The sequence below is a fragment of the Paenibacillus sp. SAFN-117 genome (assembly GCF_051966115.1).
Classification (GTDB): domain Bacteria; phylum Bacillota; class Bacilli; order Paenibacillales; family NBRC-103111; genus Paenibacillus_L; species Paenibacillus_L residui.
In genome coordinates this window covers 148,979-169,332 of sequence record NZ_JBQCLK010000003.1, presented here as the reverse complement: position 1 = coordinate 169,332, position 20,354 = coordinate 148,979, and the positions used below count along the sequence as shown (strand labels likewise).

16 protein-coding genes are annotated in these 20,354 nt (G+C 49.6%); 8 read left to right on the top strand and 8 right to left on the bottom strand.

Features of this window, described 5'->3' with window-relative positions:
- The first annotated feature begins 82 nt into the window (after window positions 1–82).
- Window positions 83–1,018 (top strand): AraC family transcriptional regulator, encoded by a 936-nt coding sequence (locus ACTHRH_RS03710; protein WP_440414184.1) that lies wholly within the window; start codon window positions 83–85, stop codon window positions 1,016–1,018.
- 27 nt (window positions 1,019–1,045) lie between these two features.
- Here ACTHRH_RS03710 and mntR read toward each other — a convergent pair whose 3' ends face one another.
- The 5 genes from mntR to ACTHRH_RS03685 form a co-directional block, all read right to left on the bottom strand.
- Complete coding sequence (mntR, locus tag ACTHRH_RS03705; protein ID WP_150959744.1) at window positions 1,046–1,498, bottom strand: transcriptional regulator MntR; 453 nt, start codon at window positions 1,496–1,498, stop codon at window positions 1,046–1,048.
- Window positions 1,499–1,618: 120 nt separating this feature from the next.
- A complete protein-coding gene (locus ACTHRH_RS03700) occupies window positions 1,619–2,518 on the bottom strand; it encodes a metal ABC transporter permease (protein WP_144932904.1) in 900 nt (299 codons plus the stop codon).
- Window positions 2,515–3,450, bottom strand: a complete 936-nt coding sequence (locus ACTHRH_RS03695) for a metal ABC transporter permease (protein ID WP_144932906.1) — start codon at window positions 3,448–3,450, stop codon at window positions 2,515–2,517. The genes ACTHRH_RS03700 and ACTHRH_RS03695 overlap by 4 nt, the downstream gene beginning before the upstream one ends.
- Before the next feature lie 6 nt (window positions 3,451–3,456).
- Window positions 3,457–4,221: a metal ABC transporter ATP-binding protein gene (locus ACTHRH_RS03690; protein ID WP_144932909.1), complete on the bottom strand. Its 765-nt coding sequence runs from the start codon at window positions 4,219–4,221 to the stop codon at window positions 3,457–3,459.
- Between the two features lie 105 nt (window positions 4,222–4,326).
- Window positions 4,327–5,307: a metal ABC transporter solute-binding protein, Zn/Mn family gene (locus ACTHRH_RS03685; RefSeq protein WP_150959743.1), complete on the bottom strand. Its 981-nt coding sequence runs from the start codon at window positions 5,305–5,307 to the stop codon at window positions 4,327–4,329.
- 667 nt (window positions 5,308–5,974) lie between these two features.
- Between ACTHRH_RS03685 and ACTHRH_RS03680 the strand changes: the two genes are divergently transcribed.
- On the top strand, window positions 5,975–8,008 hold the full coding sequence (locus ACTHRH_RS03680) for a 5'-nucleotidase C-terminal domain-containing protein (RefSeq protein ID WP_440414179.1): 2,034 nt from the start codon (window positions 5,975–5,977) through the stop codon (window positions 8,006–8,008).
- Between the two features lie 164 nt (window positions 8,009–8,172).
- Here the strand turns inward: ACTHRH_RS03680 and ACTHRH_RS03675 are convergent, their stop codons facing one another.
- Window positions 8,173–9,234, bottom strand: a complete 1,062-nt coding sequence (locus ACTHRH_RS03675) for a Gfo/Idh/MocA family protein (RefSeq protein WP_440414177.1) — start codon at window positions 9,232–9,234, stop codon at window positions 8,173–8,175.
- A 3-nt stretch (window positions 9,235–9,237) separates the two neighbouring features.
- On the bottom strand, window positions 9,238–9,978 hold the full coding sequence (locus tag ACTHRH_RS03670) for a ThuA domain-containing protein (RefSeq protein WP_379286616.1): 741 nt from the start codon (window positions 9,976–9,978) through the stop codon (window positions 9,238–9,240).
- Window positions 9,979–10,218: 240 nt separating this feature from the next.
- Between ACTHRH_RS03670 and ACTHRH_RS03665 the strand changes: the two genes are divergently transcribed.
- From ACTHRH_RS03665 to ACTHRH_RS03650, 4 genes are all read left to right on the top strand, one after another.
- Entirely contained in the window at window positions 10,219–11,172 is a 954-nt protein-coding gene (locus ACTHRH_RS03665) for a helix-turn-helix domain-containing protein (protein WP_144932918.1), read from the top strand.
- A gap of 252 nt (window positions 11,173–11,424) precedes the next feature.
- Window positions 11,425–12,057 carry a class D sortase gene (locus ACTHRH_RS03660; RefSeq protein WP_144932919.1) on the top strand — a complete coding sequence of 211 codons (633 nt, stop codon included), beginning with the start codon at window positions 11,425–11,427 and terminating at the stop codon, window positions 12,055–12,057.
- 181 nt (window positions 12,058–12,238) lie between these two features.
- On the top strand, window positions 12,239–16,396 hold the full coding sequence (locus ACTHRH_RS03655) for a PAS domain S-box protein (RefSeq protein ID WP_440414174.1): 4,158 nt from the start codon (window positions 12,239–12,241) through the stop codon (window positions 16,394–16,396).
- Window positions 16,386–16,787, top strand: coding sequence for a response regulator (locus tag ACTHRH_RS03650; protein ID WP_186328175.1), 402 nt, complete (start codon window positions 16,386–16,388; stop codon window positions 16,785–16,787). Before ACTHRH_RS03655 ends, ACTHRH_RS03650 begins: the two co-directional genes overlap by 11 nt.
- A gap of 137 nt (window positions 16,788–16,924) precedes the next feature.
- Here the strand turns inward: ACTHRH_RS03650 and ACTHRH_RS03645 are convergent, their stop codons facing one another.
- A complete protein-coding gene (locus ACTHRH_RS03645) occupies window positions 16,925–17,518 on the bottom strand; it encodes a TetR family transcriptional regulator (protein WP_144932927.1) in 594 nt (197 codons plus the stop codon).
- A gap of 751 nt (window positions 17,519–18,269) precedes the next feature.
- Here ACTHRH_RS03645 and ACTHRH_RS03640 point away from each other — a divergent pair.
- Window positions 18,270–19,265, top strand: a complete 996-nt coding sequence (locus ACTHRH_RS03640) for a 2-hydroxyacid dehydrogenase (RefSeq protein WP_440414171.1) — start codon at window positions 18,270–18,272, stop codon at window positions 19,263–19,265.
- Window positions 19,266–19,478: 213 nt separating this feature from the next.
- Entirely contained in the window at window positions 19,479–20,192 is a 714-nt protein-coding gene (locus tag ACTHRH_RS03635) for a cytochrome c biogenesis CcdA family protein (RefSeq protein WP_144933026.1), read from the top strand.
- Window positions 20,193–20,354 lie beyond the last annotated feature (162 nt).

The following is a 20,354-nucleotide window of genomic DNA, read 5'->3' as shown; positions in this document are numbered from 1 at the left end:
CATATAATAGGCTTAAGTAAGAGGGTTTGGCTTTAGCGGCAAGGACGACTATTTTATCATTTTGTACGGAGGGGCAGGGGAAATGGGATACCCGAAATATGATTTAAGAGAGGAACTGACCGTTCGTCAGCTAGTGACCTTTGTCTACAAGGAATTTCCCGTCCATTTCAGATCGCGTGGGGAGAGTCACGACTTCTGGGAGTTTGTCTATGTGGATAAAGGGAAGGTGGAGATCGAAGTCGGGACCGGCCGGGAAATTTTGCAGCAAGGGGATATGATTTTTTATACCCCCAATGAGTTCCATGTGGGTCATGCCCTTGACGGTACGGCTCCCAATTTGCTTATAGTGTCCTTTGTATGCGATTCCCCGGCCATGCGTTTTTTTGAAGGAAAGACATTCCGGTTGAAGGAAGGGGAGAGACGGCTGTTATCCTGTTTGCTGCAAGAAGGAAGGGAGGCGTTCGATCCTCCGGTCGATTCTCCGCTGATGTCGCTGCCTCGGAGGAACAGGTTCGCTTCTTTTGGCAGCGAGCAGGTTATCCGCAATTATCTGGAGATTTTGCTCATTCAATTGATTCGCACAGGGGAGAGAGGCGGATCAGATCGTAAACCTTTCAAGACTGTGTTATCGAACGAAAACAAGGCTTTGGCGGAGCAAATCATCGCCTACATGAGGGAACATCTCTCTGAGGAGCTGTCCATTGATAAGCTATGCAGCCAGTTCCAAATCGGCAGAACCCGCTTAATTACGTTATTCAAGGAAGAGACTGGGGGTGGGGCTATGGCTTGTTTCGGCAAGCAGAAGATCGAGCAAGCCAAGAGCTGGATTCGCGAGGAAAAGCTGAATATGACGGAGATCGGCGAACGGCTCGGTTATAGCAGCATACACTCCTTTTCCCGATCATTCAAACAGGCCGTAGGTATGACTCCGACGGAATATGCCCGTTCCGTCCATGCCCGTTCGGTCCGAGGAACGAAGACGGCCAGGCCGGCCGATCAAGCTGCCGTGGAGGAATAGCCTGGCTGCAGCATATAACACGGTTGCCTATTCAGACGGATCGGGAAGCCTCTTGTTGGGGGGAGCATGGCGAATAAGCAGGTGCTGCAGGAAGGATTGATAAATAGGTGGATGCTCCTTAAGGAATTGAACCAGACTGGCGATACGGCAGGAGGTCTGCTGGCCGATATAATGCTCAATCTGTTCGATTTCTAGGCAGGCAACCTCATCGTCTACGCGAAGGATGCGGAAAAACTCTTCCAGGATTTCGTGTTTCCTGACAGTGGACTGACCAATCTTTTTCCCTTTGGCCGTTAAAATAACGTCGCGGTATTTCTCGTAACGGACGAATCCGGATTCGTGAAGGCGCTGAATCATCTTGGTGACCGTAGGCGAAGTGACTTTAAGGCGCGCCGCAATATCGACCGGCCGGGCGTATCCTTTGGTTTCGATCAGCCGATAAATCTGTTCCAAATAATCTTCCATTGCGGGAGTGGGCAAGGATGGTTCACCTCCTTGGACATCATCAACCTATTTGGTAAGAAAAGGGAGCGGCCGCAAAGGCCGACTCCCTATGAATTGCTTATCGTCCAACGGTGACCAAGGATAGCCGCGGCTGATTTATACTGCGGGACTGCTCGCCGCATGGTCGCGGGTCATCCGTCTCTGCTTAAGCTTGCGGAACACTACGCCGTGGGTCGGAGAGAAGAGCAGTGCGATGACGAACAAAACTCCCGCGACGCTGATCATGCATCCGGCAATCGAGGCATCCAGCAGATGTGCGGTGTAATAGCCGGCAATGGAACAGAAGCAGCCGATCAACAGGCTGTATGTGATCATCCGGCCCAGTTTATCCGTCAGCAGATAAGCGGTAGCCGGCGGCACCACCAGCATACCTACGACAAGAATCGCGCCGACGCTTTCGAACGAGGCGACCGTCGTCACGGATACGAGTCCCATGAGTAAATAGTGAAAGAAGGCGACGGGGATACCGACAGCGGCGGCCATGGCCGGATCGAAGGAGCAGAGCTTGAACTGCTTGTAAAAAGCGGTAATCAATATGGCGCTGAGCAGAAGGGCGAGTCCCACACCCCAGACGGCCTTCGGCCCGATGTCGATTCCGGCAATCTCAATGGTATTCCAAGGAACGTAGGCAATTTCCCCATAAAGCACACAATCCAAATCCAAATCAATATTTCTTGTATATAGGCTGACCAGAACGATGCCCACTGCGAAGAGGGCCGTAAACACCACTCCTATGGATGCGTCTGATTGAACGCCGCTCTGATGAAACATTTGTATGAGAAACACGGTAACCAGCCCGAGTACCGCGGCTCCAAGCAGCATGGCCAGTGAGTCTCTGGTGCCGCTAATGAGGAAGGCGATCACGATGCCTGGAAGCACCGAATGACTGATCGCGTCTCCGATCATGGCCATCTTCCTCAGAACGAGGAAGCACCCGACGAGGCTGCAGGCCCCGGCGACCAGCGCACCGGTGAAAATGATCCAGAATGTACTCATACGGCTCTCTCCTTTCGCTCCAGCTTGAGGGAGGCTTCCTCCCGTCTAACCTTGCTGCGGACCGAATGGCGCAGCAGCCACTTGGAAAGGATGCCCCGGCGGGGGGCAAAGATGACCGAGATGACAAAGAGCAGAGTCGCGGACAGCACGCTGAGCGGGCCGGTCGGCAGGTTATTGCCGCTGGCGCTGATGAATGTGCCCACCAGACCGCTCAAGGCTCCGAACAATCCGGACAGCGTCACCATTACGCCAAGCTTCTCGGTCCAGTACCGGGCGGAAACCGCCGGAGTAATCAAGAGCGCAGCCATAAGTACGACTCCAACGGCCTGAATGCCGACGACAACGGCCACCACGATAAGGAACATGATGAGCTGCTCCAGGAAAGTAACGGGGTATCCCATCCCCCGCGCAAAACCGGGATCAAAGCTCAGCAGCTTGAATTCCTTAAACAGCAGGGCGCAGGCACCGACAAGCAGGACGGAAATGATGGCCATAATGACAACATCCGTATGAATCATCGAAGCGGCTTGCCCGAATAGAAATTTATCCAGACCGCTTTGATTGCCGTTGCCGCTATGCTGTATTTGCGTCAGCAGGACGATGCCGAAGCCGAAGAAGACGGTCAGTGTAATCGCCAAAGCCGAATCCTGCTTAATTCTTGTGTTGCGGGTGATATATCCAATGCCGAAGGTAGCAATGATCCCGGCAATTGCAGCTCCCAGAAGGAAGAGCAGGATCGATTTCGAGCCCGTCAGCATAAAGGCAATGCATACCCCGGGAAGTGCGGCGTGGGATAAGGCATCGCCCATCAGCGACTGTTTGCGCAAGTAAGCGAAGCTGCCGATGACTCCGCTGCTTAATCCAAGCAGCATGCAGCCGAATAAAATCCATTGTGTATTAGGATCGAGGAAAATTTCCAGCCATCCGAACATCCTTCATCACCTCGCGTTCAAGATCCATGCCGAGCGGTTTTCCTGATCGAGCATGGTCAGTCTGCCTCCGTACGTCTGCTGTAATTTATCGGCTGTAAATACTTGGTCCGCGGGGCCGAAGTCGATTAAATTGACGTTTAAAAGCAGAACCCAATCGAAATATTCCTGGACCGTGGCCAGATCGTGATGGACGACCAGGACGGTCTTGCCCTGCATCTTCAACTCGTTCAGCAGAGTAATAATCGCTTTCTCCGTAGCGGCGTCTACGCCGACAAAAGGCTCATCCATAAAGTACAGCTTGGCATCCTGGGCGAGGGCCCGCGCAAGAAAGATACGCTGCTGCTGTCCGCCGGAAAGCTGGCTGATCTGCCGGTCGGAATAATCCGTCATTCCGACCTTGGCCAGACAATCCATCGCTATTTTCTTCTCTGTCGAGCCGGGACGTTTAAACCAACCCAAATGCCCATACCGTCCCATCATGACGACATCGAGGGCGTTCGTCGGAAAATCCCAGTCGACCGATTCCCGCTGAGGAACATATCCGATCATGCTCCGCTGTTCGGCATAGGGGCGGCCGTAGATGGACACTTCGCCGGATAGGCGGGGTATAAGTCCAAGGGCCGCTTTAATCAGCGTCGATTTTCCGGCACCGTTCGGACCGATAATTCCGATCAGCTTGCCTTCCGGCACTTCGAAAGAGACGTTCCGGAGCACCGGCTTCTTCTGATAGGCGACTGATAAATTGTCTATTTTCAATGGCACCTTATTCATATGTTTTTCATCCCCTTAGATTATTGATAGCTTGCAAGCAGGGCGAATGCAGCCGGATGGCGGAAGCCGCATCCCGGGCATTCCCGCCGTTTGCGGAATCTGCCGCTATTTCAAAGCATTAACGATGGTATCCACGTTATGGCGCACCATTCCGATATAAGTTCCTTCCGGTGTTCCGTCTTTGCCCATCGCGTCGGAGAACAGCTCGCCGCCGATTTTTAGTTCGTGACCTTTTTCCTTGGCGCCTTGAATGACCGCTTTAATTGCTTTATCGGGGACACTGGTTTCGATAAAAACGGCTTTGATTTTATTCTCAATCAAATAATCACGCAGATCGGTCACGTCTTTCGTCCCGGCCTCCGATGCGGTGCTGAGCCCCTGCAGTCCCATCACTTTAATTCCGTAGGCGTCGCCGAAATAGCCGAAGGCGTCATGGGCGGTAACGAGAACCCTGCTGGATTCCGGGATCGTGTTGATTTTGTCGGTGACTTCCTTGTGCAGCTGTTCCAACTGCTTCAAATAGGCGTCTGCATTCTTCTGATAATCGGCCGCATGAGCGGAATCGAACTCAATTAGAGCGTCCCGGATCGTTTCGGTCGCTGTCATCCACAGCCTCACATCGAACCAAATATGCGGATCGAATTCTCCCATCTCTTCGTCTCCTGCACGCAGTTGAGAGGTATCGATCTTGCTCGCGACGGCGACGGTCGGCTTCTTCTTCTCCATCCGTTCGAAAATTTCGACCATCTTGCCTTCCAGATGCAAGCCGTTGTAGAACACGATATCCGCCTGATCCAGCTTGGCGATGTCACCCTGGGACGCTTTATACAGGTGAGGGTCGACCCCCGATCCCATCAGGCCTATAACCTCTACATGCTCGCCGCCGATTTCCTTGACCACATCGGTTATCATTCCGATTGTCGCCGTTATCTTAATTTTCCCTTCGCTGCCGCTGAAGGCGTCCTTCGTTCCGCAAGCCGTCAGCATAACGGCCAGAGTCAAGCAGGCCAAGACCGCCATCAGCTTTTTCAGCGAGCCTCTTTTTGTGACTTGCAAGTTTGCTTCTTTGGTTTTCCATCCACTCATGTTCATTCATTCCTCCGAAAAATAGTATTTTTAATAAAAAAGCGACCCTCTTTCCTTAAGCGAAAATAGTTAGTAAGGTAAAATAAAGTTGAACAAGGTAAACTTTTCTTCAATTCTATTCCAGTTAAATTTGTTTTGTCAATCCTTTTTTTGCTTAAGTTCAATTAAATTTATATTAATTAAAAGTGTTGTGCAGAGACAAGATGTTCTGCTGCATGGAACAAAGGAGCCCGGGGGATTTTTAGTCCATTATGTTATTGGCATAAAAAGCGACCTCTAAAACCGGGTTATTCATCTTCGAGCGGGCTCCGTTTAGAAGCTTTTTTTACCACATAAGAATCAACTTTACGGAAGTTGAAGCGGTGTAAATCCAGATTCTTATTGGCATAAAAAGCAACCTTTAAAACCGGGTTATTCATCTTCGAGCCGGCTCCGTTTAGAAGCTTTTTTTACCACATAAGAATCAACTTTACGGAAGTTGAAGCGGCGTAAATCCAGATTCTTATTGGCATAAAAAGCAACCTCTAAAACCGGGTTATTCATCTTCGAGCCGGCTCCGTATAAAAGCTTTTTTTACCAAATCATTACATGGTTTTAACAGCGCGTTGAAGATTGCCCGTTACAATGGATGAGACAACTCATTATAAGGCGAAGGAAGTGCTCTAGGATGTCTCAAAGAAATTGGTTGGCCGTTCTCGTGTTCATGCTAATGTCTGTCGTATCGATTCCGGCGTACGCCGAACAAAATCCGGTATTTTCAGACATTGAACACTCCCCCTTTAAGGAAGCGATTCTGGATTTGCACCGGGACGGTATCATAAACGGCTTCGAAAATCATTTTTACTATCCCAAGCAGCCTCTGACAAGGGCACAAGCGGCGTCGCTATTGGTCCGAGGCTTTCATCTGACGCCGATCGAACCGATCATTCCAAGCGATCCGACGATGAACAAATCGTTCCGATACTCCGATCCTCTCGGGGTCATCGATGAATCATTCTCGATTCCGTCTGCTTCGGATATCGTAAATCATTGGGGCTTGCAGGATATCGAGGGCTTGATCAAGGTTCGGGCCGCGGAAGTGGAGGGGGGAATTTTCTCACCGGAGCGGTTCGTCACCAAGAAGGAATGGCGGGAGATGCTGGCCAAGATCGTTTTAGGCGTGGATTCCGATGCTAACGGTCCGGAAGAGCTGGTCAAGCTTGGTCTTCTGAGGGAGGAAATCGACCTAGAAGAGCCGATTACACGAGAGGAAGCCGCCGGAAGTTTGCACCATATTTTGCGGCATCCCGATTTCAAGATCATTACCGTCTTTGCCACATCGGACATTCATTCCCATCTGGAGCCGTACAGGCCGGCAGGAGAGGAATATGTGATTGGCGGTCTCGCCAAAATGAGCCGGATCGTTAAGGATACCCGCAAGCGGCAGCCCAATACTTTGCTGGTGGATGCCGGAGACGCTCCGTATAACACCAATATCGGAAATCTGTTCGAGGGAGCTTCGACGATCGAGGTTATGAACGAGATGAAATACGATGCCATGGTGCTCGGAAATCATGATTTCGATTTTCCGATCCAGGTGATGCAGCGCAATGCGGAAAGCGCACAGTTTCCGTTTCTGTCGGCCAACACCTTCTATCGTGAAGCAAAGCCTTCCTTCCTGCATTCTTCTATTATTAAGGAAATAGACGGAGTGAAGATCGGTATTGTCGGTGTCACCGATGACGAGAGCCATTATTACACACATCCTCAAAATGTCGAAGGAATCAGCTTCACCGATCATTTCGAGGCGGCTCAGAAAGAGGTCGACGAATTACGTGGCCAAACCGACATTATTATTGCCTTGGCCCATCTGCATGGAGACAATCCGCTGCTTCCGGCTCGGGTAAGCGGCATTGACGTGGAAATCGGAGGCGGCCAGGATGTGGTGGACTTCCCCAAGCAAATTGAGGGAACCTGGCTCATCTCTCCGGGAAAGCACGCAGAAGTTCTTAATCAGATCAACATTCAGACGATGGGCGGAAAGATGATCGGTCTGAACTTCGCTCACCTGTTCATGACGGACAATCTTCCGTCAGATCCGAAAGTGAACGAAATCATCGATCGCTACAGCAGCCAATTGGATCAGAAGATGAAGCAGGTCATCGGCACGGCGGAAGTTCCATTGGACGGCGAGAGACAGACAGTAAGACTGAAGGAATCCAATTTCGGGAACGCATTGGCTGACAGTCTGAGAGACTTGACCGGAGCGGATATTGCTCTGCAAAATGGGGGCGGCATCCGGGCAAGCATTCCCGCCGGGGACATCACGCTGGAGCAAATTTACGCCGCGCTTCCTTTCGACAATACGGTTGTCATGGTAGAGGCAAGCGGGCAGACGGTTTGGGATGCGCTCGAGCACAGCCTGGCAAGCTATCCGGCCGCTGCCGGAGGCTTCCTGCAGGTATCCGGGATTCAGTACACGTTCGACGCCTCGAAGGAGCCTGGCGCAAGACTGGTGGAAGTGACGATGGACGGTCAACCATTGGACAAAAACAAAACCTACAAGGTGGTTGCCAATGACTTCCTGACGGGCGGCGGGGACAAATTTACGATGCTGAAGGAAAACACGGTCTTAAAGCAGAAGACCAAGCATTACTTAAGAGATGCATTTACCGAATACGTGCGGAAGAATGGGACGATCTCCCCTCAGTTGGAGGGTTGAATCCGCATTCTGAATTCAGGTGAATAGAGCGGAAAGGAAGGACTGTCCCTCCAAAGGGGAAATGAAGAAGAGGCCATTGACCTCGCTCCGCAAAAAAATGCAGCCGACCCTGTCCAAGGGCGGCTGCATTTTATTATTTCGAATATCTGACTGTCCACAGAAAGTTACAGGCGTACTTCCGTTTGAGTTTCGGCCGATTCGTAGATTGCGGATAAAATCTCAATCATGTCAACGCCGTACTCGGGAGTGATGATCGGCTCGGTTCGTCCGAATACGCAGTCAATGAAATGGCGAATGTTGAGATGATGCGCCTGATCACCGGTCTTGGGAAACCGGGGAGTGATGTCGCACAGCACCTGCTCGATCTCGGTAAACAGCTTCAAATCGTCATTCTGCATGCTGCAGCCGGCGAGCGTTCCTCGAAGCTCGAGAAATTTCGATTCGTGCTCAATGTTGGAGGCCCAGCTAAACTCGATTTGCAGCGTAGCCCCGTTCTGGAACCGGATGAACCCGGAGGCCAAATCCTCGACATCGAAAGTCCCTCCGACCGGCTGGCCGGTTACTTGCTTGAGATTCGGGTCCGATATCGTTGTGCCTGCGAATTTCGTATAGGTAGAGGCGGATACGGACATCGGCTTCGGATTCCCCATTAACCAAATGGCGAGATCGATCATATGAACCCCGAGATCAATTAGAGGGCCTCCGCCGGACAGAGCTTTTGTCGTAAACCAGCCTCCCCGACCGGGGATGCCGCGGCGGCGGATCCAACCTGTCCGTCCGGTATAGATATCACCCATCGCTCCGGAGTCGATATATCTTTTCAGAAATTGCGACGCCTGGGTAAACCGGTTGTTCCGCATCACCATCAGCACTTTGCCGGATTGCCGGGCCGCTTCGGCCATCTTGCGCGCTTCGGCGGGATTGATGGCGTCCGGTTTTTCGCAAAATACATGGATTCCCCGGTTCAATGCGAAGATCGATATTTCCGAATGGAACAGGTTAGGGGTGCTGATTCCAACCGCGTCCAGCTCCTCGTGCTCCAGCATCTCCCGATAATCGGTATAGATGCGCGGAATTCCGAAATCCTTGGCCGCAGCCTCCGCCAGCTCCCGATTCGAATCACACGCGGCTACAAGCTCCACCTCCGGAAGAGACAGCCAACCGGGAGCATGGATATGGCGGAAAATATTGCCGGTTCCGATAACACCAATCTTAAGCCTGCTCATTCGTTAAACGCTCCCCTTATCTTTAATCGGCTCCAGGGATGGAATGTAACGCCCGTACTTCGGCTTGCTGTCGCCCGTCGGTGCGGCCCAGCGTACGCTGTTGGCGATGATGCGGCGCACTCCTTCATTATAGTAGGTCGGATGCGTCTCATGACCCGGACGGAAATAGAAGATGCGTCCCAGCCCTCTCTTGAAGCAGCAGCCGCTGCGGAAGACTTCCCCGCCTTCGAACCAGCTTACCAGGACGAGCTCGTCCGGTTCCGGAATATCGAAATGCTCTCCATACATTTCTTCCTGCTCCAGCTCGATGTATTCGCCGATTCCCTGCACGATAGGGTGTCCGGGAGAGACGACCCAGAGCCGCTCCTTATCCCCGGCTTCGCGCCATTTGAGATCGCAGGAGGTACCCATTAATTTCTTGAATATTTTGGAGAAATGTCCCGAGTGGAGAACGATCAGTCCCATTCCGGCAAGCACCCGCTGATAGACCCGCTCGACGATCTCATCCTGAACTTCCTTATGGGCCATATGCCCCCACCAGACAAGGACGTCGGTCTCGTTCAGCACTTCTTCCGTCAATCCGTGCTCAGGCTCATCCAACGTTGCGGTGCGGACTGCAAATTCCGTGCCCAAGGCTTCCGCCAGGACGGCATGTATTCCTTGCGGATAAATGTTCCGGACCGCCTCATCTTTTAGTTCATGGCGGTATTCATTCCATATGGTGACTCTCACATTGCCGCTCATTTCATTGCCTCCTTATTTATGCATTGCACTAATGGTTTGTTCTTGTCCCCTCTATCATAAGTAAACAGAACGGCCGAGAAAAGGAGCGATCCTGACCATTTTGTATCCAATTGTGCTCACAAGCGATCAAGCATGGTATAATTAATCGATGGAATAGCGATTCTTAAGTTTATCAGCCGTTCGGCTGTTTGACAATGTGGGACAAGCAAACGATTAAACCGACCCGGCGGGGGGAAAACAATGAAGATCAGCCATGAGGAAGTCCATTATCAGAATCCTTTTTTGTGTCTCAAAATTTGGGAAATCGTTCACGACAGCGGCGGAGAAATGATGCCTCAACCGGCCGATACTCCGCCGGATCGCTGGCATTATCATAGAGAAGCGGAATTCCTGCTCATTCTGCAGGGAGAGATGGAGGTGGGGGTTCCCGAAGAGAAATGGACGATTGGAAGCGGGGATGTGCTGCTGATCGGCTCCTCTCAGCCGCATTGGACGCGTCCGCTCGGCAAGCCGCTGAAGTACATTGTGTTCCAGCTTGATCTTGCATCCCATTTTGATCAATCCGTAGTGGTTCACCTGAAATATTTTCAAGAGCAGATCCGGCCGTTAAGCGCGTTAAACTATATCTTTAAAGAAAATCCGGAGGCAAAGAAGAAGGTGGCCGAGGCCATTCTGGGCATTTACGAGGAAATCGGGGGCCAGGCCAAGGGCTATGAAATTGCGATTTCGATGCTGGTCAAGCAGATTATTCTGGTGCTTGTCCGGAGTGACCGCAGCGACAGACTGCAGTACGATCGCGGAGAGCAGCTGCAAATGCTGGCGCCTGTTCTACTTTATATCGATAAGAACCTGAAGGAGAAAGTGACGGTTGCAGAGGCAAGCCGGCGGATGAATTTAAGCTATCATCATTTCTTGCGGACGTTCAAACGGGCAATCGGCATGTCTTTCACAGAGTACGTTAATTTTAAACGGATCCGGAAGGCGGAGCAGCTGTTATTGACCGAGGACCTGACCGTCGAGCAGATTGCGAACGAAGTGGGGATACCGAACCGGGCGCATTTTCATGAGCTGTTCAAACGGCAGCACGGCTGTTCTCCGGCACAGTTCAAGAGAAGAATGCATAAGCAGTTTCCGACCGGCGAGTCCCGGAAGATCTCGGGGCCGGAAGAAGCTGCAGCGGGCACAGATGGCTAAAACCTGTGCACACGGCCTGGCATTACAATACGTATTTTTATATACTAAAATTGATTTATTTTGTAAATTTCTATATATCAGTTGCATGGTTTCAATACTAGTCTTATACTCGTGTTTAAGAGGAACTCTGTCTTGAATTTTCTAAGCGGGATGCGGCCATATAACGATGATTGGGCCTGTCGTCCTTGTATGCCAAGACGACATATTAACGGGATAGGGAGGTTGCCTGTGCTGCGAAAGAGGAAGACCGCCATGAGAAATAAAATTGGCTCTTTATTAATCCTTATAGGTGTCATTTTCATATTCGTTAGTGTATATCAGTATTTCAGCCATAAGATAGGAATGCAAAGAGCGTTGGAGGAGGCGGAAAGCAAGATTTCCTTGGAACAGGAATTCAAGCCCAAGCCGATAGTTCAGCCGGAGGTGGATTCTAAGGAAGCTCTGCAGGCTGCCCAGTTAGCAGCAAGACAGCAATTTGATCCCCAGGATAACGATGTCATCGGTGTTCTGAAGATTCCGAAGATTGAAGCCAAGCTGCCGATTATCGAAGGAACGGATGAGGAAATGCTCGCCAAAGGAGTAGGACACTACCGCACAACGGCATTTCCTATGGATAATGAACAAATCCTGCTGTCGGGACACCGTGATACCGTCTTCCGAAATTTCGGCGAATTGGAGATTGGAGACCGTCTGATCGTTGAAATGCCTTACGGAACATTCGAGTACAGCATTGAGGAAACCGAAATTGTCTCCAGCGATAATACAACGGTTATAGGCCCCAAGGGAGAGGAAGTCTTAACCTTGTCGACCTGTTACCCGTTCAGATATGTTGGGGATGCCCCCGACCGGTTTATAGTTTACGCTTATCCGGTAGAGGATGAATAGAAACCATGTTGTATCAGCAAGGAGTCAGATGGCTTGAGCCTTAATCATGAGGTTTGGGCCATTTTCTTTTATCACCTTCGTTTCTACTTCCAGATCGCGAATTCAACAAAAAATGGTCAGAAATTGTATAGGAGCCTGTGAGATTATAAATATAATATCGTCCAAGCTCGAGGTGGTCTCTTTGCATCACATACATGGCACTTATAACATTCCGCTTGTCATTCTTTCCGTCTTCATTTCCATTTTTGCATCTTATGCTTCATTAAATATTATAGACAGGGTAGTTTTGAAGCAAGGAAGATCCCGGTTCCTTTGGATTTTATTCGGGTCCTGTGTAGAGGGGTTGGGCATTTGGTCGATGCATTTTGTCGGGATGCTGGCGTTTCATCTGACTTTCGAAGTAACCTATGATCCTTGGCTGCTGGTGCTTTCGATGATCCTTCCCGTCTGTGCGGCTTTTATCGCCATGCAGTTTGTCAGCAGAGAGAATGTCACCCATTTCCAAACGGTATTGGGCGGCTTGTTCATGGGACTGGCTATTACTACGATGCATTATACCGGGATGTTCGCAATGATCGTTCCTGCGGAAATTCACTACGATCCCTACTTGGTTACCCTGTCTCTGCTCATTGCGGTTACGGTTTCCATAGCGGCGCTCTATTTGATGTATCAATATAAAAAGGGCTCGCGGAAATCACCATATCTCTTAAGAATTGCCGGAAGCTGCATGATTGGCGGCGCCATTACCAGCATGCATTACACGGGGATGGCTGCGGCCAGCTTTACCGTATCTGAAGAGATGCTGCAGCGCTCTATGGAGTATCCGGTTGTAAACAATATTGACCTTGCCGCTTGGATCGGTTTGACCGCGGTATTCATCCTGCTCCTGATCATCTCTCTGCAGTCGATCGAACACAAGATAGAAATGCGATTGGCTACATTGAATGAACGAAGATATCATTACATGTTTGAGCACAATCCGGATATCGTGTGCCTCTTTGATGTGCACGGAAAATTGCTGCAGGCCAACTCCTCAATGGAGAAGCTTACAGGCTACACTGTGGAAGAGGTAAGAGAGAGGACGATTCCCGGCATGCTGGATCTCCGGAATCGTTATAAAGTGATTTCCAAATTCAAGAAAGTATCGGAAGGACGTTCCCAATCGGTCGAAATTACCTTATGGCATAAGAACGGCTCGCTTCTTCATCTGAATACTACGATCGTTCCCATCTTTATGCACGGAGAAATAGTTAACATTTACGCGATTTCCAAGGATGTAACAGCCCATAGAAGAGCTGAGGCTGGATTAAGAAGGGAGAAGGATACCGCCCAGAAATATTTGGATGTCGTTGGCGTTATGCTGTTAGTTCTGCAGGCGGACGGGACGGTTTCCTTGATCAATAGAACGGGGTGCCAAATTCTCGGCTATCCGGCTGAACAAATCATCGGTGTCCATTGGTTTGAGCATTTCGCAGCGGATCCTTCCCGAGATCAATTCAGGCTGTTGCTCCAGAGGCTTATAGATGGAGCCCAAGAGATGGAAGAAAGCTTCGAAAGCACGATCAGGACCAGAACAGGAGAAAGAACGATCCTATGGCATCATACGATTCTTCTGGATGACGATGAGAACAAGCGAATCCTTGTTTCCGGAGCGGATATTACGGAACGTAAGCAAGCCGAGATCGCGCTGCAGAAGAGCGAAGCCAGTTTATCGGAATCCCAACAAATTGCCAAGCTGGGAAGCTGGGAGTGGGATTTGAAGAGAAATGAATGGAACTGGTCCATCGGCATGTACAAGATTATCGGATTGGACAAGGACAAGCTAACGTTGGCCCATATTGTTTCCCTGGTCCATCCGGAAGACCGCTTGCAATTCCAGCAGAAAGTGGAAGAAGCGTTAAAAAATAAAAGCGAATGTACTCTGGAATATAAAATGCTGATGCCGGATCAGACGATTCGCTATCACTACGGGGAAATCCACATGGAGGTGGATGATCGGGGGACTCCCGCCAGAATGTACGGCTTTGTTCAGGATATTACGGAGCGCAAACAGCTGGAAATGAAGCTGCGGGAAGTCACGCAGGCCAAGAGCAGCTTCCTCGCCAGCATGAGTCATGAAATACGGACGCCGCTGAATGCTATTCTGGGGCTGGGCCATCTCATTCAGATGACCGATTTGTCCGACAAGCAGAAGGACTATATTCATAAGATTCAATCGGCCTCGCAATCTCTTCTGGGCATTATTAATAACATTCTGGATTTCTCCAAAATCGAGGCGGGGAAAATAGAACTCGAGTCCATTCCTTTTCAGCTAAGCCGGGTGCTGAAGGAGGTGACCGATGTTATTTCCGTCAGTGCCGCTGAGAAAGGGCTGCATATTTTCTTTAGTTCAGAATGGGATGTACCCGATGAGCTGATCGGCGATCCTTTGCGGCTTGGACAAGTCATCATCAATCTGGCCAATAACGCCATTAAGTTTACGGATAGCGGAGAAATTGTAATTCGAACGAAATTAGTCTCACTAAAGCATGATAGTGTAAAGCTGCAGATTTCTGTCAAGGATACGGGAATCGGTCTCACACCCGAACAAAAATTGGTCATTTTTCAGTCGTTCGCTCAAGCGAATGAAGCGACAACGCGCAAATATGGAGGAACCGGCCTGGGTCTGTCGATTAGCCAACAATTGGTTGAGATGATGAACGGGAGCATCCATGTGGAGAGTCGCATCGGGAAGGGGAGTACGTTCTCATTCACGGCGGAATTCGGGCTTCAGGAACAGCGGGAAAGAGTATTAATTCCCGACAAGCCGTATAAATTATTAGTTATCGATCAAAGCAAAACCTCCCAGGATTGTATTAGGGAATCGCTATGCCCTTATACTTTTGAAGTGACCTGCTTGGATGACGCTTCTTCGTTGGATACGGGGCGGATCCCTTTACGGCAGGACGTGAGAACCGGATATGATCTAGTCTTGTTGGACTGGAATACAGACAAAAGTAATTGTTTCGCGGCAGCGAAAGTCCTAGGGAATAGTTCTGAAGTAAGTGGTATCCCTTCCATTACCATGGTAAACTGGTTTCAACGGACTGATATGGGTGGAAATAGCAATTTGCCCCGTCCGGATTATATTTTGGAAAAGCCCTTTAACAGGGAGGAATTACTTGCTGCCGTCTGGAAAGCCATAGTGCCAGCTAAACGGGGTGATGCCGGCGAAGTCCAAGCACTTTCTCTTACCGGACCTATGGAAGAAGGGCCTAATCAGACAAGGATTTTGATCGCGGAGGATAATCAAATCAATCGTTTGGTTTACCAGGAGATTTTAGCTCCGTATTTTAATAATGTAGTTTTAGTCGGCAGCGGGAAAGAAGCGGCGGATTTATTTACTCGTTCACCCCGCCTACAATTTGATATCATACTGATGGATCTGCAAATGCCGGAAATGGACGGCTTCGAAGCGGTCCGGCTTATTCGCAGTCAGGATGCGGAAGTTCCGATTATTGCCATCACGGCTCATGCTCTGTTATCGGTTAAGCAGCAATGTTTAGAACAAGGAATGAATGATTTTATTTCCAAGCCGATCGTTCCGTCGCAGCTTATTTCTACCATTATTAAATGGACTAACGGCAGATTGGAAGAAGGTTATATTAAATATGGAGAAACGGCTGTAAGCAGGTATAGTCCTCCGAATATTCCATCCTTGGATTCAGACCTGCTCGATTTGGGCACGCTATCAGGCCGTCTAAACGGGAATCAGGCTAAACTATATGATCTATTGATGACGTTCCTTAAAGAGCATTCCGAATTTATTCCGCAAATCCGTCGATATTTAGCCGAGGAGGACTATGTATCCGCAGGCCGCCTTGCTCATAATTTGAAAGGAGTGGCCGGCAATCTGTCCATGGATTCCCTGGCGCACTCCGTTCATCAGTTGGAGAAAGCTCTTAATCGGCGGGAAGGAAGTAAGATCAGGGTTCAGATAGAAGAGTTGAGACTTCTTATAGATGCGTTAACCAAGAAAATTGAAGCCTGGCTCCAGCAAGTCGATGATGCCATGGAGATGGAGCCCCTGGTCCAGAAACCGGGCAAAGTATATATAACTTCATTATTTAGAGAGCTTGATCTTCTGTTAAGCAAGAACAGCATGGCGGCGTTCGAAGTTTCGGAACGTATATATAAGGTTCTGCGCGGAGATCCCGGGATCGGGAAAGAGGCAAGAAGCCTTGTGCATTCAATAAAACAGTTGGATTATAGCCGGGCAAGACAAATATTGCTGGAAATCGAAGCCGGTTTGCTTTATCAAATACCCGAAGACAGGGTGGGATTTGAAATTGAACGATAAACATACGATACTAATTGTCGATGACTCACCTTCCAATATTTTGCTGCTGCAAGCGATTCTGGGAGAGGAATATGAAGTCTTGTATTCAACAAGAGGGGAAAAAGGATTGGAAATGGCGCAGGAGCTACAACCCGATTTGATCCTTCTGGATGTTATGATGCCGGATATGGATGGGTATGCCGTGTGCAAGCAATTAAAAGAGAACCCTCTGACCGTTGCCATTCCTGTTATTTTCATTACCGTACTGGATCATGAGGAAGATGAAGGAAACGGGCTTCAGGCAGGGGCCATTGATTACATAACCAAGCCATTCAATACGACAAACATCATGATGAAGATTAGGAATCATTTGACGTTTAAGGACTTGATTCGCCACAGAAGGATCAACTGATTGATGCCTACAGAACCAAACCATTCAACGGACGGCAGGTCTTCGAAGTACAGACATATGCCTTAGTTGAACAGAGGGTTAGTACATAAGTTTAAAGCGAAAAAGCCGCACATACAAAATTAATTGAAAGACTGCAGTTATTGCTTGAATTTCAACCCGGCTAATATAAAATCGGCCGTATGACGGATCTCAAGGCTCGAATCCTTCTCCAAAGCCTGGCTGGACTCGATAAGGAAGGAGTCATATGCCGGATATACCAGTATGGAAGCAATGAACATCAGGACCAAATCCAACGATTCATAATGAAACACACCATTTTCTCTACCATTAATAAGTATCTTCTTGAGATAAGAGAAATAGGGTGAGATGATTCTGCTAATCACTTGCTTCCGGGGACTATCGGTTGATAGTTCGTGTCTTAAAATCATGTTAAACTGCTTGTCCTGCTTCCGCAAGTTTATAAAAATGTCAACAAAGGAGCGCAGGGCCTCTTCAGGGTCCGCGATATCCTCATGCTTATCAAGTTTGTGTCCGTTATTCAGATATAAGGATTCAATGACCGTGTAATAGAGATTTTCTTTGGAGCCGAAATAATAGGAAACAAGAGCCAGATTGGCATCAGCCGCCTCACAGATTTGCCGGACGGAAGTCCCGTCGTAGCCATTGTTGGCAAAACAGACTTTGGCTGCTTCCAGAATTCTTTTTTTCGATTCGTCCTGTTTATGATTCATTCCTATCCTCCGCGAAAATTCATTTATCACGATTATAGTAAATTTAGACTAAAACTACAAACCGTAAGGATTAAGGATGTGCCAAAAGGTTTCTCGTTTTCGCATCCGACCCGATTACCGGACCGGCAAAAACGGGCCGACACCTTTCCGTTAAGGAAGGTGTCAGCCCGTTTTTCAGTGTACGGCAGGGGGTGAATTAATATCTGCCTATTCCTTTTGACTTGGAAGGATAGTTAGCGGCGCCGGCGACCTCGTCTCTTTCGGAATAAGTGTAATAATGGCAAGGTACGGGGACACAATGATGGCGGTTAACTACTTCTATCGGATGAATGACCGGGACAACCTGCGGATGATAATAGTCTCTTACTACCCGAGAGGTCGGAGCAATCACCGGTTTTGCTGGAGGACATGGATTATGATGACAATGCATTCTGATCAACTCCTTCTTGACCAAGTATACTAACACTATACGCCGGCAAGGCGAATGGAGACTGTTCATTAGTCTAGATAACTGCTCTTTTTAGGCAAAATGGGGGATAGCCTATAGCTCTTTGGGCCCTTGCGGACATTGGGATGCTGGGAGCCATATGACTGACTGATGCTAATTCCATGGAGCCTTACGGCGAACCATAATAGAGAACCTGAACGAATATGGTAAACTAAATGAAGAAGGCTTGGTTTGCTAATTCACTCCATGATACGGACGCGAAAGTGGCCGAGCTCCATTGGATGACAAGAGGAGGAAGTTCTTATGAAGCCTAAAGTGTTCATAACCAAACCGATACCGAAGGATGTGCTGGATTATATTTCCCGTCATGCCTCTGTCGATGTATGGGAGTCGGAAGGTCCCGTTCCGGAGCAGGTATTACGGGGAAAACTGTCTGAGGCGGAGGGGCTTCTAACCTCCGGATTGCGGGTCGACGGCCGACTGCTGGATCTGGCTCCCCGGTTAAGGGTGGTGAGCAGCATTTCGGTCGGGTACAATCATCTGGACGTAGCGGAGCTGGCCCGGCGGAGGATCATGGCCACGCATACTCCGGGTGTGCTGGATGAAACGGTGGCTGATCTGATCTTTGGGCTTATTCTGGCCGCGGCCCGCCGTATACCGGAATTGGACCATTACGTCCGTGCGGGACGGTGGAAGGCGGGAAGCCAGGAGCATCTGTTCGGAATAGACGTACACCATGCGGTGCTGGGCATCGTTGGAATGGGACGGATTGGCGAGGCTGTAGCAAGAAGGGCCAAATTCGGCTTCGGAATGGAGATTTTGTATGCGAACCGGACCAGGAAGCCGGAGGCCGAAGCGGAGCTGGGGGCACGGCATTGCGATTTGAACGAACTGTTGGAGCAGGCCGATTATGTGGTGCTGATGGTTCCGCTAACCGAACAGACCAGGCAAATGATCGGGGCCGAGCAGTTTGCGCGGATGAAGCCGACAGCCGTCTTCGTGAACGCTTCCCGCGGGCAAACGGTGGATGAACAGGCGCTGGTGGAAGCGCTGCGGAACGGCACGATTCGCTCGGCCGGATTGGATGTCTTCGCGGAGGAGCCGATTAGCGGCGACCATCCGCTCGTCTCTCTGCCGAATACGGTGCTGGTTCCCCATATCGGCTCGGCAACCGCGAAGACACGGTATGATATGGCCAAGCTTGCTGCCCAAGACTTGGTGGCCGCTCTGCAGGGCAGACGCCCCGCTCATCCGCTTCCCGAGCTTCGCTCCTTGCTGGAGGATAACTTGCCGGGGTGATTGCCGTAATCACCGACGATGTCAATGGATTGCCGCTCAGTCTGTCGGATGGTCAAAATTGATTCTCTTGCGATATGGCTCTTAATAAGTTTTATTATTTGTCAAATTTGCCTGGACGGGTGTCATTGACACCCCCATCTTCTTATACTACTATTTGTAGTGTGATGTACAGCCGTTGGCCTGCGGCTATATACAGATAAGAAGGTGATTGTGCTGAATGCTGCCGATTTAAGCCTCTGGATCGTTTTCGGAGCAGGCATCCTTTCGTTCGTCTCGCCCTGCTGTCTTCCTTTGTACCCGTCCTATCTGTCTTATATTACGGGAGTGTCGGTTAAAGATCTTCAGGAAGGCAAAGGATTATTGGAGAGACGGGCGATGCTCCACACCGTTTTCTTCATACTGGGATTTTCCATTATTTTCGTTGCCCTTGGATTCTCTTTAAGCTTTATCGGGTCCTTCTTCGCGGAATATCAAAACCTGATCCGCAAGCTGGGCGGTATCTTCATTGCCGTCATGGGGCTGATTATGTTGGGGATATTTACGCCCAAAGCATTGATGAAGGACCGCCGGTTTACTTTCCGGAGCAAGCCACTCGGGTACTTCGGGTCTGTCCTCGTAGGTGTGACCTATGCAGCCGGCTGGACACCCTGTGTCGGCCCTATCTTGGCCGCTGTTATCACTCTTGGAGTAAGCAATCCGGATCAGGCCTTCTTCTATACGCTAGCCTATACGATCGGATTTGCCATTCCATTCTTCATCATGGCTTTCTTCATTGGCAAGATGAAATGGATGATGCGGCGTTCCGGGTTGATTATGAAAATAGGCGGGGGCCTGATGGTCCTTACAGGGATTTTGCTATACACCGACCAAATGACGAAAATCACCATTTATTTTATCGAACTATATGGGGGCTTTACCGGATTCTAGTCTCGCTATAACTCTTCTCTATAATTACATTAATAGGAAAATGAAAGATGAATTGACAATGTCTTCCTTCTGTAGTATAGTTATGCTTATATAAGGCATTTCGCTCGTTGGAGCGGGATGCCTTCGTTTCTCTATAGGAATGTGGCAACTTGCCGGTTTAAA